The sequence below is a fragment of the Priestia sp. TRN 1309 genome, from assembly GCF_050846875.1.
GTDB classification, from domain to species: domain Bacteria; phylum Bacillota; class Bacilli; order Bacillales; family Bacillaceae_H; genus Priestia; species Priestia zanthoxyli.
The window spans coordinates 1-16,034 of the sequence record NZ_JBOZGM010000004.1 but is presented as its reverse complement, the minus strand read 5'-3'; the positions used below and the strand labels follow the sequence as shown (position 1 = coordinate 16,034).

The following is a 16,034-nucleotide window of genomic DNA, read 5'->3' as shown; positions in this document are numbered from 1 at the left end:
AAACGACGGAAGATATGTAAAAAAGCATTCTCGCTCAAAAGAAACGGGAATGCTTAAGGTAAGTTTAAAATCCGTCCTGGCTTGCTGTAAATGGAATGTTAAGTCTTCTTTCTACATTGCGTAAGCGCTGATTTAATCTGTTTATACGGTCAGTATGTCGCTCCACAACTCGATTTAAGCGAGTAATTTCTCTGACTTGCTCCTCATTTTGTCTCTCAAGAGCACGAATTCTTCGTTCAAATCCTCCAAGATTTTGAAGCTGCTGTCTTTCATCGTATTCTTCATGCTGTGGTACGTAAGGGGGATAGTATTGTTGAACTGAGTAATCAACTTGCTGAGGAATATATCCAGGGTTGAAATAATAAGGGTTCATTAGGGCACCGCTCCTTTTAAATAGTAACTTCAAATCAAACACGATATAACGTATGCGAAGATAAGAAAAATGCTATAGGCACATACCTAAAGACATTCTGTATTTTAAAAAAGGAAAATATTTTTAGGAGGAAAAAGGAGATAGCAAACCCTTTCTTGAATATGCAAAATAGAAAAGCTTCTTTTTTAGACACTTTATTTAAGAAAGAGGGAAAGTGACCGATGGCTCAAGGGAAACAAAAACCAGCACCTAAAATAGAAGAATCAAAAGCTCCGCCTGCAAAGAAACAAAAGCCGAAGAGCCGCAGCACCAAAAAAGCTCCGCCTCCTACATCGCCTTGGGTAAAAGCTGCTTCCATTTTATCTAACATTGATTTCATTCGTTTGTTTCGCGTGCTGTTTCTTGCTTTGGCGGTTGGTTTTATTGTGTATCAATATATTTTACTTACAAAAGGGGTCTTCATCAAAACATACGTAGACCTTTGGCATCATCACAAAATGATCTTGCTAGCTGGAGCTGCATTTATTATCTATACTTCTTTCATCTTTTACCTTGGCTACCGCACCGCTAAAAAGCGCTAGAACGATTATAAACGGCGAATATCATCCATTCTTTAAGCAAACCTTATATGTATATCAGCATAGAGGGGGGAAGAAACGTGGACAAGCAGCGAGCAAAACAAATTGCTGATTCACCCGTTATGGCTAACGTTACGTATAACGATACGGCCGTTTATATTCAACATGTAAGCGAAGAAAATGATACGGCAAGAATTTATCCGCTAGGTCAGCCGGAAAATGAACAAAATGTTGCGGTGAGTCAATTAGTAGAGAATTAAGGTGGATAAATAGAGCTACTAGTTCAGTTAAATAAAAGGAAGAGAGCAGATACACAGCTCTCTTCCTTTTATTTATTCTTCCCATTTCTTACTGTTGATTTTCTCAATAATCCCGTGCAAATCACCAGGCTTATGAAACTCAATCGGAGACGCGCCTTTTTCAAACAGAATCGATTCCGCTTCAATTAACGCCACGTAGCGTCCGTTCACTTTCGCTAAGTGAATATTCTCCCCAAAATCAGCTAACAGTCCTTTAATCTCGGTTTCGCCAAGCTTCATTTTTAGCTCGGCATCAGGCGTATGCTCGACGATATGAGCAGCGGCTTCCATGACTTGATGGGTATCCAAACGTTCTTGAAGCTCACGCTTTTCGCTTGTTGCCCACAGTTCCATGTCTGATTCAAACTGTTCAAGCTCTACGCTTTCTGCTTCAAGCGTTTCGCTGACGTGTTCACGCACCATATCCATCACTTGTGTTTTCATAATCTCAGGCATGGGCTCGTTGTAATCAATGAATTTCAAAAAGTCTTCAAAATAACGGGCGTGAGACGCTTGGTGGATAACGAGTTCGCTTTCTTCCACCATGCCTTCTTCAGGCATGTATGGGTATTGAATGGATTTCATGTTTTTAGTAGTAATCGCCATTTCTACGTGACGAATAAGGGTTGATTCATCTGAAATTGAAGCCACTTTTGGTTCGAAGTCACATTTTAAAATAAACACAAAAGCATGATCAAAATATTTTCTTGGAACAGCAGATACCACTAAAAATGCTCCTCCTCGAACGGCTGCAGTATCAAGGTACGCATTGATAAACTGTTCGCTGTTTTCTTCAAATTCTTCTTTGGTTGTGGCAAAACGAGTGCGGTGAAATAAATTATAATTAGGGTTTGAGTCGAGAGCGTGTCCCGGTTCAACTATAAAATACCCGAGCTTTGTAGGCACTTGTTCTGCTTTGGGGTGTCGCTCTACTTTGCGCTTTACAATTTTTTTAAATTCACCGTCTAAAAAATCTTTAATGGAACTTTCTTCATATTCTTCCGTATCAAGCGTTTGAAAATGCTTATATTGTTTAGAGGCCTGTTCTTCTTTTCCTTCTACTTGTATTACGTAAAATGATAAAAAATTAATTTTAAAATCCATAGCAGTCACCTTGTTTCTTTTTAGTCAGTTACTTCAGTATAAGAAAGAGTCTGGTAAGCGTCAATGCCTGTTAGCTTTAGGGGAAAAAGATCTATTTATACAATTGATCAGCTGAGGAATAGTGTATAAAGCAAAGAATAGGAGAGGCAGGGGGCCTCTCTTATTTATACTGTTCCAAACGTTCAAAAAAGGTTTTGACAAACTTATAAAAAATTTTATCAGAAGGTGCTAAATCACGATTTCTAGGAATAATCATTCCGACTGTCCGCTGAAGCTGCGGCGTATGAATAGGAAGTTTAGTCGTAAAACGAGGAGTCGTTTCAGACACTGTACTTTCAGGAAGAAGCGTCACGCCAATTCCTGCAGATACAAGACCTTTAATCGCATCTAAATCTTCTCCTTCAGATGAAATATTGGGCATGAATCCTGCTTGTTTGCAAGCGTCAAAGGCCATTTTATGTAAAATGAATCCTTTTGGAAATAGCACAAAATCTTCATTTCTTAAATCCCGCAGCCGAATGTTATCCCGTTCAGCGAGCGGGTGATGAGAAGGAACAAGGGCTAAAAGATTTTCAGTGAATAGAATATGCCCTTCAATACTCTGATCTTCTACAGGTACAGGGCCTAAAAAAGCGATATTGATATCTCTTTTTTTAACCGATTCAATTAAAAATTTGTACGAACCTTGTCTAAGATGAAAAGCAACATTTGGGTGCTCTTCTTTAAAGGCTGATATAATAGTAGGTAGAAGGTGACTAGCAAGACTTGTTGGAAATCCGATTTTAATCGTTCCTCTTTCGGGATCCAAGTATTCATCAATTTGTTCTTTCGCATAGTCAATAGCTTTCATGGCCGTCTCCGTATGCTCAAGAAAGACTTTTCCTATTGCTGTTAACTTGACATTTCTTCCTTCACGTTTGAATAAACTAACACCTAGCTCAGATTCCAGGTTCGCGATTTGACGGCTGATTGCTGATTGAGCTACATGCAGATATTCTGCCGCCTCAGATACGTGTTCTCTTTTTGCAACTTCCATAAAATAGCGTAATTGACGCAGTTCCATAAGCATCCTCCATCTATATATATCAAAATTAGATTAGTTTTATCTAAATTATATATTGTTTATATTGATTTGAAAACTTACAATGTAAACAGGTGATCTTAAAAAGATAAAGAAAACGAACGGGGGAGAAGAAGATGACATACAATCAAATGCCAAAAGCTCAAGGTCTCTACCGTCCTGAATTTGAGCACGATGCATGTGGAATCGGACTATACGCTCAATTGAAAGGCGTAGCGTCACATGATATCGTTAAAAAAGGACTAAACATGCTTTGCCAGCTTGACCATCGAGGCGGACAGGGAAGTGATCCGCTAACAGGAGATGGAGCTGGATTAATGGTACAAATTCCACACGCGTTCTTTAAAAAGACATGCGTTGAACTGAACTTGCCAGAAAACGGTCGTTATGGAGTTGGAATGATCTTTTTCTCAAATAATGAAGACGAGCGTCGAGAAATTGAAGCTTATATTAATAAATTAATTGAAGAAGAGGGACAAACGTTATTAGGTTGGAGAACTGTGCCTGTAAATGTCGGAAAAATCGGAAAAGTTGCAAAAGAAAGCTGTCCATACGTACGACAAGTATTTATTGGGGCAAATGACAGTATTCAAGATGACTTAGCGTTTGAGCGCAAGCTATATGTTATTCGTAAGCAAGCGGAAAATTGGGCGCAGGCACGTCAAAACCGTTTTTATTTTACAAGTCTTTCAAGCAGAACAATTGTGTACAAAGGGTTGTTAACACCTGAACAAGTGGATGCTTTTTATCTTGACCTACAAGATGAAGACTTTACTTCAGCGTTTGCTTTAGTGCATTCTCGCTTTAGCACAAACACGTTCCCAAGCTGGGAAAGAGCACATCCAAACCGTTATTTAATTCACAACGGTGAAATCAATACGCTTCGCGGTAATCAAAACTGGATGAGAGCGCGTGAACAGCAGTTTGTTTCGGACGCATTTGGTAAGGATTTGCCGAAGGTTCTTCCAATTTTAGATGCTGAAGGAAGCGACTCATCCATGTTAGATAATGCGCTAGAGTTTTTTGTATTGGCCGGCCGCAAGCCAGCCCATGCAGCGATGATGCTTATTCCAGAGCCTTGGTCTGAGAATCCGCACATGTCAAAAGAAAAACGTGCTTTCTATGAGTATCATAGCGCATTAATGGAGCCATGGGATGGTCCGACTGCTATTTCGTTTACGGATGGAAAGCAAATCGGTGCTATTTTAGACCGTAACGGTTTACGTCCAGCTCGCTATTATGTTACAAAAGATGATTACATCATACTTTCATCAGAAGTAGGCGTCATTGATGTTGAAGATGAAAATGTGTTATATAAAGATCGTTTAAGCCCAGGTAAAATGCTTCTAATCGATTTAGAAGAAGGCCGAATTATTTCAGGTGAAGAAATTAAATCTGAAATGGCACAGGCTGAGCCTTATCAAGAATGGTTAGATGAACAGCTGGTAACGTTGCCAGAAGTGCAGGAAGAAAAATCTGAATACTTCGATGATTTGGTCATTCGCCAGAAGTCATTTGGCTACACGTATGAAGATATTCATAAATATTTAGTTCCAGTTATTACAGAAGGAAAAGATCCGCTTGGTTCAATGGGTAATGATACTCCATTAGCCGTGTTGTCTGATCGTCCTCAATCGCTGTTCAATTACTTTAAGCAGCTGTTTGCTCAAGTAACGAACCCACCGATTGACGCTATTCGTGAACAGTTGGTTACATCAACAATGACGTTGCTTGGTGCAGAAGGGAATTTACTGCATCCAACCAAAGAAAACATTCATCGAATTCAGCTTGAGACGCCGGTTTTAACAAACGATCAAACTCATCAGCTGAAGTCTGCCATTCATCCAGATTTCAAAAGTGCTGTTATTTCTTCGGTGTTCACAAATGATTTAAAAGCAGATCTTGATCGCGTATTTGCTGAAGCTGAAGCGGCAATTAACGCAGGCGCTAGCATTCTTGTTCTGACAGACCGTGAAGCGGGAGCTCACTCTGTAGCCATTCCAGCTTTATTAGCGGTCAGCGGGCTGCACCAGCACCTAGTGCGAAAAGGAAACCGTACAAAAGCGAGCATTGTAGTGGAAACAGGAGAAGCGCGCGAAGTGCACCATTTTGCAGCACTGATTGGTTACGGAGCAGACGCAATTAATCCATATCTTACTTTTGCAACATATCAAAATGAAATTAACGCAGGTACGTTGAACGTATCGTATGACTATGCTGTTGAGAAATATGTAAAAGCCGTTACTGAAGGTGTTGTAAAAGTAATGTCTAAAATGGGCATTTCAACGGTGCAAAGTTATCGGGGCGCACAAATTTTTGAAGCAGTTGGAATCAGTGCAGAGGTTATCGAGCAATATTTTACAGGTACTGCCTCGCAACTTGGCGGTATCGGTTTAGATGTTATTGCAAAAGAAGCGAAAACGCGTCACGACAATGCTTATGTTGAAACAATTGAGCAAACGTTAGAGTCAGGAAGTGACTTCCAGTGGAGACACACGGGCGAGCATCATGCGTTTAATCCAAAAACAATTCACACGCTGCAGTGGGCTTGCCGTAAGGGAGATTACAGCTTATTTAAAAAATTCTCTGAATCGGCTAATGAAGAACGCATCGGTTTCTTGCGCAACCTATTCTCGTTTAATGGAACGCGTTCATCTATCTCCATTGATGAAGTGGAATCAGTTGATTCGATTGTAAAACGTTTTAAATCAGGTGCTATGTCGTTTGGATCTTTAAGTCAAGAAGCTCATGAAACATTAGCGATTGCGATGAACCGTTTAGGCGCACGCAGTAACAGTGGAGAAGGTGGCGAGCACCCTAGCCGCTACACTGTGGATGAAAATGGAGATAATCGCCGCAGTGCGATTAAACAGATTGCTTCTGGCCGTTTTGGAGTGAAAAGTCATTACCTTGTGAATGCGGATGAGCTTCAAATTAAAATGGCACAAGGTGCAAAACCCGGAGAAGGCGGTCAGCTTCCAGGAAACAAAGTATATCCATGGGTAGCAGATGTGCGTGGATCAACGCCAGGAGTAGGCTTAATTTCACCTCCTCCACACCACGATATTTACTCGATTGAAGATTTAGCACAGCTTATTCATGACTTAAAAAATATAAACCGTGATGCACGAATCAGCGTCAAACTCGTTTCAAAAGCAGGAGTAGGAACGATTGCTGCCGGAGTAGCAAAAGGAGTAGCGGACGTTATCGTTATTAGCGGCTACGACGGAGGTACGGGAGCATCTCCAAAAACAAGTATTAAACATACGGGACTACCGTGGGAACTGGGCTTAGCGGAAGCTCATCAAACGCTTATGTTAAACGGTCTTCGCGAAAAGGTAGTGCTTGAAACAGACGGGAAATTAATGACGGGTAAAGATGTAGTCATGGCAGCACTTTTAGGAGCAGAAGAGTTTGGTTTTGCTACGGCGCCTTTAATTGTTTTAGGCTGTATCATGATGCGTGCGTGTCACTTAGATACATGTCCAGTTGGAGTGGCGACGCAAAACCCAGAGCTTCGTAAAAAGTTCCTAGGAGAAGCGGATCACATCGTTAACTATATGAAATTTGTTGCACAAGAAGTACGCGAAATTATGGCTGAACTTGGATTTAAAACAGTAGATGAAATGGTTGGACGTACAGACGTATTAAGCGTTAGCGAACGTGCAAAAAATCACTGGAAGGCGCAGCACTTAGACTTAACAACTCTTTTATATCAAGCTGAAGGTGTACGTACTTTTAAAACACCTCAAAACCATAAAATTGACGAATCTCTTGATATGCAAAAAATCTTGCCAGCGGTACAGCAAGCAATCGAGCATAAGTATCAAGTCGAGTTAGAACTGCCAATTTCTAATATTAACCGTGTAGCTGGAACAATTGTAGGAAGTGAAGTTACAAAACGTTACGGTGAGAAAGGTCTGCCAGAAGATACGATTACTCTTCGATTCACTGGCTCTGCAGGACAAAGTTTTGGTGCATTTGTTCCAAAAGGAATGTCTATGTATCTAACTGGAGATGCAAATGATTATATCGGAAAAGGATTATCAGGAGGTAAAATCATCGTTGCTCCACCTAAGGAAACAACAGCTGTGTCAGGTGAAAATGTTATCGTCGGGAACGTGGCATTTTACGGTGCAACAAGCGGTGAAGCTTATGTTAGCGGGCTAGCAGGAGAACGTTTTGCGGTTCGTAACAGCGGTGTGAACGTAGTGGTTGAAGGAATTGGCGATCATGGCTGTGAATATATGACTGGCGGACGCGTTGTCGTATTAGGTGATGTAGGTAAAAACTTCGGTGCGGGAATGTCTGGCGGTATTGCTTACGTATTTGCTGATGATCAAGAAGCATTCAAAAACCTTTGTAATAAAGACATGATTGGGTTTGAGAGCTTAAAAGGAGAAGAAGCAGAAGAAGTAAAAGAGATGATTGCAAATCACCTAAAATATACTGACAGTCATAAAGCAGCATTTGTATTAGAAAATTGGGAAGAATCGCTTTCGAAATTTGTAAAAGTGATTCCGAATGATTATAAACGCATGATGAATCGCATTGAAGAGCAAAAAGCAGCTGGGTTAACGGAAGAAGAAGCAGCTATGAGTGCGTTTGAGGAAAATGCAAAACAAGAAAAGAAAGCATCGGCAAAACAACAAGAAGCGGTAGCTCAGTAAGAAAGGGGAGAGTACGATGGGAAAACCAACAGGATTTATGGAAATCAAACGTGAAAAAGGGAAGGAACGTGACCCGTTAAAACGTTTAGGTGATTGGAAAGAGTATGCTGCTCCTTTATCTGATGAAGCGCTAAGCCGTCAAGGAGCACGATGTATGGATTGTGGCACACCTTTTTGCCACATGGGAATGGATATTAATGCTTTTACTTCTGGATGTCCAATCTATAACTTAATTCCAGAGTGGAATGATTTAGTTTATAAAGGACGCTGGAAAGAAGCTTTAGAGCGTTTAATGAAAACGAACAACTTCCCGGAGTTTACAGGGCGCGTTTGTCCTGCTCCGTGTGAAGGTTCCTGTACGCTTGCTATTTCAGACCCAGCGGTTTCGATCAAGAATATCGAACGCGCTATTATTGATAAAGGGTTTGAGAATGGGTGGATTACTCCGCGTATTCCGGAGAAAAGAACAGGCAAAAAAATTGCTGTTATTGGCTCTGGGCCAGCAGGCTTAGCGAGCGCAGATCAGCTGAATCAAGCGGGTCATTCAGTAACGGTATATGAAAGAGCAGATCGTGCCGGTGGTTTATTAACATATGGAATTCCAAATATGAAGCTAGATAAAGAAGTAGTGGAAAGACGTGTTCGCTTATTGACACAAGAAGGTATTGATTTTGTAACGAATACCGAAGTTGGAAAAGACATTACTGCTGAAGAGTTAAAAGAACAATATGATGCTGTCATTTTGTGTACAGGAGCTCAGAAGCAAAGAGATCTAGTATTAGAAGGTCGTGAAGCAAAAGGAGTTCACTTTGCAATGGACTACTTAACAACTTCAACAAAAAGCCTTTTAGATTCTAACTTCAAAGATGGTCAATTTATTGATGCTGAAGGAAAAGACGTTATTGTTATTGGAGGCGGAGACACGGGAGCTGACTGTGTAGCTACTGCTCTTCGTCAAAAATGCCGCAGTGTTGTTCAGTTTGGTAAACATCCTCAGCTTCCTGCTGAGCGTACGGCAGATAATATGTGGCCTGAATATCCACATGTATTTAATCTTGAATATGCTTATGAAGAAGCACAGGCGAAATTTGGGGACGATCCACGTGAATATTCAATTCAAACGAAAAAAATCGTGGCAGATGAGCAAGGTAATCTAAAAGAACTTCATACGGTTCAAATGGAAAAAGTAAAAGGTGAAAATGGACAGTACATCTTTACCGAAATTCCAGGAACAGAAAAAGTATGGCCAGCTCAGCTTGTCTTTATTGCGATTGGGTTTGAAGGTCCAGAGCATCCGGTTCTATCAGCGTTTGGTGTTGAAACGAAAAATCGTCGCGTAGATGCAGCGTATGGAAATTACAAAACAAATGTTGAAGGTGTTTTTGCTGCTGGTGATGCTCGTCGTGGGCAAAGTTTAATCGTATGGGCTATTCATGAAGGTCGTGAAGTAGCTAAACAAGTTGATAGCCATCTAATGGGAGCAACTGTATTACCATAACAAAAAACCGTCACAATTGTGGCGGTTTTTTGTTTATCTAGGATTTGGCACTTCATTTCCTCTACGTAAATTTTCAAATGAAACGGTTAAAATCGTGTTAGTAATTCGAACTTGTGAAACAGGGGAAACGCTGTATAAGTTAAAAAGTTCAAATATCCAGGGATCACGTTTTTTCAGCTGTCGCGCGGCTTTTTCGACGCGTTCGTTAATAGATCCGCTGTAATTGTTATAGTTATCATCAACAAATCTTACAATGGAACGAAATAAGTATTCTGTTAGTTTGCTATCCATCCCGCCTCGTTGAGCATCTCTGTAGATGGACTGATACTGGCGTTTTAAAATTTTCATCACTCTGTCTACATCGCGTGTAGATCTAACTTCCTCTTCTTCATGCAGGATATAAGAAAATAAGTCTTCATTGTATCTATAAGGTTCCAAATAATTTTCATTCGTAGTAGGAACCACTGGATGGTAGTAGCGCGGCATATAGGGGTAAACCCATTGACTGTACATGAGATATTCACACCTTCCTCGTTCATTTCCCATTAGTTTATGCACTAGCGTGCTAGCTGCTGCATGTTTGTTTTAAATAAAATTTAGGGGTTTGATAATAGGACCACCCTCTAAATTCTTGATAAGTCGATACGAAATAAATGTAAATCGGTGTATTTAGCAAGTCTGGATAATGTTGAAAAAACGCTTGGTCTCCGTAAAATATTGCTTCTAAAGCAAGCGGAAGCTCCCGGCGGAAAATGTGATAACGAAGCTGTGCTTGCTCGCGGCTGAACTCACCTCCGCTAACAAAAACTTCGCCTTGAATAACTGCTTGTCGGTCTGTTACGTGAAGAGCAGCTAGTACTTCATCACGCATATTTTTATCTATCGCCTTGTTGTTATATGAGCATCCGATGTTTAAAAAAAGCTGACCGGTTGTATCAGAATGAGTAAGAGTATATTTTCTTCCAGAAACCGGATAGGAGGAAGTAGCAGGGGGAATGAGAGTCGTAGAGAGTTTTGAAGAATTAAACGAACTCATAGTCATTGACACTCCTTTTTTTGAATAAATTTCAATATTATACGGCGCTATGGGCTCAGATGTGATAAATGTCTACTTTCTTTCTGCAACAAAGGCGTTTTGATGTACTTTTCGAGAAAATAATGGTAATATTTAACTAAAATTATGCGTGTACAGTCCCCGAAGATTGTCTTCAAAAGCAAATGTGAATGGAGGTTATCACTTGAATATCACAACGTTTGACGGTAAGTATGGAAACTGGTTAACGACTAAAAACCCTCTTCAATTTCAAGCAGCGACTGCCTATGGGAACATTGGGCTGGCTCCTATCTATTGGGGAACAAAAGAAGAAAAAAATGGATGGTATTACATGTATCAGCCTGAAGAAATAACGGGCGTTCAAGTAGAAGGTGAAGTTGATGGTGGTAAATTTCTCATTCGAATTCCTGATGACTGGAATGGAAAGTTAGTTATGTCGGGAGTTCCAGCTACCAGAGATGAGAAATCAACGGATTTACTGTTCAGCGACTATGTGTTGGCAAAAGGGTTTGCGTTTGCTGCTTCTGATAAAGGGACACAGGGAGAAGAAGTGAGAGATGATCCATTTGCTAAAGCAAAAAACGCTCTAGTCAAAGAAGAAGACTCCATTAGAAAATGGCATATTCAATACCGAGAAGTGACAAAAATTGCTCAGAGATTTTTGTTTGAAAATTATCGTCACAAACTCCAGAAAGAAGTGACAGAATATTTTGATATAAAAACGTATGCTTTAGGTATTTCTAATGGGGGTTATGTTGTTCGCTATGCTTTAGAAAACGATGGGAAAAATGGAGAGCCTCAGCTTTTTAATGGAGGGGTTGAATGGGAAGGGGTTATGTGGCGAGCTGATCACGATAACTTGATCACTTCCCTAACACCTGTTGTAAATCATGCCGAAGAAGCACTGTATACGGTAGGTGAATCGCAAAAAGAAGCTTTGCACCGGTTGTATCAAGCAGGGTTGCCAAAAGGATCTGAGTTTTTATGGCCATATCATGACCAGTATTATTGGTTTTTAACGCTTAATATATATAGAGATGAGTTTGACAGTCAAGCACCTGGAAGCATTCCGTGGCAAAAATACTTGACGCTTTTTGAAAACGGAGTTAGAGATCGTTCGTTAGATTCTATTTTTAAAAAGTATGATTATCAAGAAAGACCACAAGATGTTAAGCAAAAAGTTCGTGAAATTGAAAATACAGGTGATATTTCCGTTCCGTTGATAAGCATTACAGGGTCGTTAGATGCTCTTATTTTTCCGGATATTCATGCTTATCCTTATGAACAACTGGTAAAAGATTCTGGTAAGCAGCACCTTCATCGTCACTACGTAATTGAAAATGGAAACCATATTGATAGCTTAGTATGGAATCATCAAATTGATCCAGATCGAAAGCTTCAGCCTCTCCTTCCTTATGTGTATCAAGGATTTGAACTGCTATGTGATTGGGTGGAGAATTTTGAAGAACCTCCGAAAAATAAGAAAATAAGTGTGCCTCTCAAGGAAATGCATGTAAAGGATCTAAAAACAGAGGAAGACGTGCTGCCGTTGACTACAAAGAAAAGCATATCAACAAAAAAATAAATTGTCGAAAACCGTGCCGAAGGCGCGGTTTTTAATTTAGAAAAGCAACATTTGAATAAAAACAGCTTCTATGAATACAAAATATTATAGTGCGATAAGAATGGAATATACGTTATTTGTTATTTATTTTTATCTATTTAAAATAAAAATAATAAAAACATTGAACAAAACCGAACTTTTGTGTTAGATTAATAACTATAATTCGTACATTTATTAAATGGCTACAGTTGAAAGGAGCAAAAAACATCATGACAGCGAAAGTAATTAAAGGAAAAGAAGTAGCGCAAGAACTGCGCGCCGCATTAAAAGAAGAGGTAGCTCAATTAAAAACAAAAGGTATCGTTCCTGGTTTAACCGTAATTTTAGTAGGAGAAAATCCTGCTTCCCAATCATATGTAAAAGCAAAAGCAAAGGCTTGTGAAGAAATCGGTGTTGCGTCTGAAATTATCAAACGTGACGTAACGATTACGGAAGAAGAGCTTTTAAACGAAATCCATCACTTGAATGGAAATCCATCTGTTCATGGTATTCTTATTCAACTTCCATTACCAAAACATATTGATGAAAAAGCAGTATTAAATGCTGTATCTCCTAAAAAAGATGTAGATGGCTTCCACCCAGTAAGCGTAGGGAATATGGTCATTGGCGATGAGTGCTATTTACCATGTACACCACACGGTATCGTTGAGTTAATTAAACGTTCAGGTGAAGAAATTTCAGGTAAACATGCGGTAGTAATTGGACGAAGCAATATTGTTGGTAAACCAGTATCCATGCTGTTACTTCAAGAAAGTGCAACGGTAACAATTGCTCACTCTCGCACAAAAGATTTATCTGCTTTAACAAAACAAGCTGATATTCTTGTGTCAGCTGTAGGACAACCTAGACTTATCAAAGCAGATGATATTAAGCCGGGTGCCATTGTAATTGATGTAGGTAACACAATGGAAAATGGTAAACTCGTTGGTGATGTTGATTACGAAGCGGCTTTAGAAGTTGCAGGTTATATCACACCAGTACCAGGCGGCGTTGGTCCGATGACCATCACAATGCTATTAAAAAATACGGTAGACGCTGCTAAAACAATTAACAACGTAAAATAATAGAAAGTTAAAAATCCCGTGCGTATATGCACGGGATTTTTTTGCTTCAGTAATGGAATGAAAGCTAAAAGAATAGAATGTAACATTCTGTATAGAAAGAGGAGGAAGCGATGGTTACGTTACCTGCAACGGTATATTCTCAACAAATAGTGAAGAAAAAGTTAAACGTTTACTATCCAGCTGTTCATTTGACTAATCCAGCGGTTCAGCACAGCATTAACAGTAAAATCTTGCAGCGTACGAATGAATTAATTCGTCAGCAGGGATATGGAGAAAATCCGGATACAGAAGAAACGGGTTATTATGAGTTGAAAACAAACGAGCGAAATGTGCTCAGCTTAACGCTTGTCAATTTTGCTTATTCCGGGGGAGCGCACGGATTGACCGTGGTAGTTCCGTTAACGTTTAATGTGCTGACTGGAAAAACGTATCAACTAAAAGATTTGTTTAAAAAAGACAGTAATTACGTAAGTGTTCTTTCTAAAATAGTAGGAGCGCAAATAAAAGAGCGCGATATTATGGTTCTTGGAGAATATAAAGGAATTAAACCAGATCAGGATTTTTATATCGCCGATAAATCACTTGTACTATTTTATCAGCTGTATGACCTGGCTCCTTACGCATATGGAATTCCTTACTTTCCAATTTCTATCTATGCTATTCAAGATATTATTACAGATGAAAGTCCACTTGGACAAATGTTTGGATAAAGTTATAAAAAATTGCGGTGCGGCCGTACGTATCTTTTTAATTCGGCCGCTAACTGCTGACGAAGCGAACGAACGCCAATCGCTTCAGCAATATCTTTTGCTACAGGAAACACCCCGATTTTAGTGATATGAACACGAAGATAACCCTCGTACAAGCATCCTCGCTCCGCATGCTTGATTTTGGTGCGTACAACAGCTTCTATTTTATCGTTTTCATTTTGCAAAGGGTAAGAATCTGTAATATGAAAACGAAAAGAATATTCCTCCATCACCATCATCCTTTTTTCTATGATATGTACTAGCATACTATACAAATAGTGAATCAGAAAAAATAAATGTGTCAAAAGAACAAAGCGCAAAGTAATCAAGGAAGCAGTTTCTTGCATGTAATGATCATTATTTGTGAACGATAACAGAAAAAGACAAAAAGCTGGAGTTGCGATGATAAAAATAGCATTCAAAGGATTACTTATTATTTTATCTTTATATATTCTGTATGTGGTTATAACGGCGGTGGTTCTCTTTTATGTACCTTTAAAAATAGGAGAGGAAACGACCTCAATTAAACCGGCTAGCTTTTTTGGTCACAGTGAGTCTACGGACCGAGTGAGACTTCTTGAAGATGGTTATGAGGCAGGAAGAGTTCGTATTCAAATGATTCAACAAGCTGAGAAATCGATTGATATTGCTTATTACTCAATAGGAAAAGGAGAGTCAACTGATTTAATTATGGCCGCTCTTTTTAAAGCAGCTGATCGAGGCGTCCATACTCGCGTTCTTTTGGATGGGATAGCTAACGGCTTACGGGGAAACCGAAGGGGCGTGCTCTATGCATTAGCTTCACATCCTAATATTGAAGTGAAGTATTACGAACCGTTTCAATTGTTTAAACCTTGGGCGTGGCAAAATCGTATGCATGACAAAATAATGGTTGTAGACGGACAGCTAGGCATAATAGGGGGACGGAATATAGGGGACAAATATTTGGCTAAAAAGCCTCCTCCAGACTTCGTCTATGATCGTGATGTCTTTATTACAAACAGTAAACATAAACAAGATAGCGTCATCACTCAAATGCAAAATTATATAAATGAATTATGGGCTCATCCTTACACTAAAAAAGCTTTTCATCATCTCACACAGTACCAGGTTGATCAGGGGAAGAGGATGAAAGCTTTGCTGCTGCAGCAATATGATAAAGCTAAGCAAGTAGGAGAAACGTTTGCGACCCCCAAGATTAATTGGAATGCTTCCACCGTTTCTACAAAGCGTGTTTCTTTTATTCATAATCCAATTGAACGCTTTAATAAACGACCTTTTATGTGGAAAACGTTTATTAACCTAGCAGAAGAAGCTAACCGCTCTGTTCTTATTCAAAGTCCTTATGTGGTGCCCACCAATGCGATGAGAAAGTATACAGCCATGAAAAAGAAGCCAGACGTTAAATGGACGCTACTCACAAATTCAGTTACATCTACGCCCAATGTGTTGGCTTTTTCCGGATATATTAGTATGCGTGATACGATTATGAAGACAGGTGTAAAGCTTTACGAATACCAAGGACCTTATTCGATCCATGCAAAGTCTGTGATTTATGATCAAAGACTTAGCGCCGTAGGCTCTTTTAATTTAGATTCCCGTTCTACATTTTTGAATAACGAATCAATGGTCATTATCGATAGTCAAAAATTTGCAAAAGAGTTGACGATGGCGATGGAAAACAAAATGGATAAAAGTATTCTTATTGCCAATCACAAGCGCTGGGTTAAACCTCCTGAAATCCAAAAGAAAGAAGAGCCTGTTATGAAGCGTACCTTACTGTATACCCTTGCAAAAGTAACGAGGTTTTTTAAGGAGTTTATTTAAATAACCGGCAGTAGAACAAAAAGCACTCAATGAACATTGGGACTGACCCCTGTTTTTGAGACAGGGATCAAAACACCTTTTAAACGACCAGTTGCCGATATTGTACCGGTGAC

The 16,034-nt window shown here is 39.6% G+C and carries 14 protein-coding genes; 8 read left to right on the top strand and 6 right to left on the bottom strand.

The genetic code is table 11. The features are described from left to right. Window positions 1-64: 64 nt before the first annotated feature. Entirely contained in the window at window positions 65-373 is a 309-nt protein-coding gene (locus tag ACRPLQ_RS16305; RefSeq protein WP_013056797.1) for a flagellar hook-associated protein FlgK, read from the bottom strand. Window positions 374-594: 221 nt separating this feature from the next. Between ACRPLQ_RS16305 and ACRPLQ_RS16300 the strand changes: the two genes are divergently transcribed. Both ACRPLQ_RS16300 and ACRPLQ_RS16295 read left to right on the top strand, forming a co-directional pair. Continuing rightward, entirely contained in the window at window positions 595-954 is a 360-nt protein-coding gene (locus ACRPLQ_RS16300) for a hypothetical protein (RefSeq protein WP_028413565.1), read from the top strand. A 77-nt stretch (window positions 955-1,031) separates the two neighbouring features. Then, window positions 1,032-1,211, top strand: a complete 180-nt coding sequence (locus ACRPLQ_RS16295; RefSeq protein ID WP_028413564.1) for a small acid-soluble spore protein H — start codon at window positions 1,032-1,034, stop codon at window positions 1,209-1,211. Between the two features lie 72 nt (window positions 1,212-1,283). Here the strand turns inward: ACRPLQ_RS16295 and ACRPLQ_RS16290 are convergent, their stop codons facing one another. Together ACRPLQ_RS16290 and ACRPLQ_RS16285 are read right to left on the bottom strand one after the other, a co-directional pair. Then, the gene (locus ACRPLQ_RS16290) at window positions 1,284-2,354 is read right to left on the bottom strand and encodes a DUF3900 domain-containing protein (RefSeq protein ID WP_028413563.1); all 1,071 of its coding nucleotides are present in this window, start codon (window positions 2,352-2,354) and stop codon (window positions 1,284-1,286) included. A 160-nt stretch (window positions 2,355-2,514) separates the two neighbouring features. Beyond that, window positions 2,515-3,417 (bottom strand): LysR family transcriptional regulator, encoded by a 903-nt coding sequence (locus tag ACRPLQ_RS16285; RefSeq protein WP_013056801.1) that lies wholly within the window; start codon window positions 3,415-3,417, stop codon window positions 2,515-2,517. A gap of 134 nt (window positions 3,418-3,551) precedes the next feature. Here ACRPLQ_RS16285 and gltB point away from each other — a divergent pair, with 134 nt between their 5' ends. Both gltB and gltD read left to right on the top strand, forming a co-directional pair. Continuing rightward, on the top strand, window positions 3,552-8,105 hold the full coding sequence (gene gltB, locus ACRPLQ_RS16280) for a glutamate synthase large subunit (RefSeq protein WP_432236170.1): 4,554 nt from the start codon (window positions 3,552-3,554) through the stop codon (window positions 8,103-8,105). A gap of 16 nt (window positions 8,106-8,121) precedes the next feature. Continuing rightward, window positions 8,122-9,603 (top strand): glutamate synthase small subunit, encoded by a 1,482-nt coding sequence (gene gltD, locus ACRPLQ_RS16275; protein ID WP_013082931.1) that lies wholly within the window; start codon window positions 8,122-8,124, stop codon window positions 9,601-9,603. A 33-nt stretch (window positions 9,604-9,636) separates the two neighbouring features. Here gltD and ACRPLQ_RS16270 read toward each other — a convergent pair whose 3' ends face one another. Beyond that, entirely contained in the window at window positions 9,637-10,116 is a 480-nt protein-coding gene (locus ACRPLQ_RS16270; RefSeq protein ID WP_047751087.1) for a hypothetical protein, read from the bottom strand. A gap of 52 nt (window positions 10,117-10,168) precedes the next feature. Then, complete coding sequence (locus ACRPLQ_RS16265; RefSeq protein ID WP_165635956.1) at window positions 10,169-10,639, bottom strand: staygreen family protein; 471 nt, start codon at window positions 10,637-10,639, stop codon at window positions 10,169-10,171. 202 nt (window positions 10,640-10,841) lie between these two features. Between ACRPLQ_RS16265 and ACRPLQ_RS16260 the strand changes: the two genes are divergently transcribed. The 3 genes from ACRPLQ_RS16260 to ACRPLQ_RS16250 all read left to right on the top strand — a co-directional run bounded on the left by ACRPLQ_RS16260 (window position 10,842) and on the right by ACRPLQ_RS16250 (window position 14,055). Next, window positions 10,842-12,242 (top strand): tannase/feruloyl esterase family alpha/beta hydrolase, encoded by a 1,401-nt coding sequence (locus tag ACRPLQ_RS16260; RefSeq protein ID WP_034265692.1) that lies wholly within the window; start codon window positions 10,842-10,844, stop codon window positions 12,240-12,242. 248 nt (window positions 12,243-12,490) lie between these two features. Further along, window positions 12,491-13,345 (top strand): bifunctional methylenetetrahydrofolate dehydrogenase/methenyltetrahydrofolate cyclohydrolase FolD, encoded by an 855-nt coding sequence (gene folD, locus ACRPLQ_RS16255; protein ID WP_028408722.1) that lies wholly within the window; start codon window positions 12,491-12,493, stop codon window positions 13,343-13,345. A 110-nt stretch (window positions 13,346-13,455) separates the two neighbouring features. After that, the gene (locus tag ACRPLQ_RS16250; RefSeq protein ID WP_165635957.1) at window positions 13,456-14,055 is read left to right on the top strand and encodes a DUF3298 and DUF4163 domain-containing protein; all 600 of its coding nucleotides are present in this window, start codon (window positions 13,456-13,458) and stop codon (window positions 14,053-14,055) included. Window positions 14,056-14,057: 2 nt separating this feature from the next. Here the strand turns inward: ACRPLQ_RS16250 and ACRPLQ_RS16245 are convergent, their stop codons facing one another. Then, on the bottom strand, window positions 14,058-14,324 hold the full coding sequence (locus tag ACRPLQ_RS16245; RefSeq protein ID WP_028413557.1) for a hypothetical protein: 267 nt from the start codon (window positions 14,322-14,324) through the stop codon (window positions 14,058-14,060). 172 nt (window positions 14,325-14,496) lie between these two features. On the opposite strand from ACRPLQ_RS16245, the gene ACRPLQ_RS16240 reads away from it, so the two are divergent. Next, window positions 14,497-15,921, top strand: a complete 1,425-nt coding sequence (locus tag ACRPLQ_RS16240; protein ID WP_165635958.1) for a phospholipase D family protein — start codon at window positions 14,497-14,499, stop codon at window positions 15,919-15,921. Window positions 15,922-16,034 lie beyond the last annotated feature (113 nt).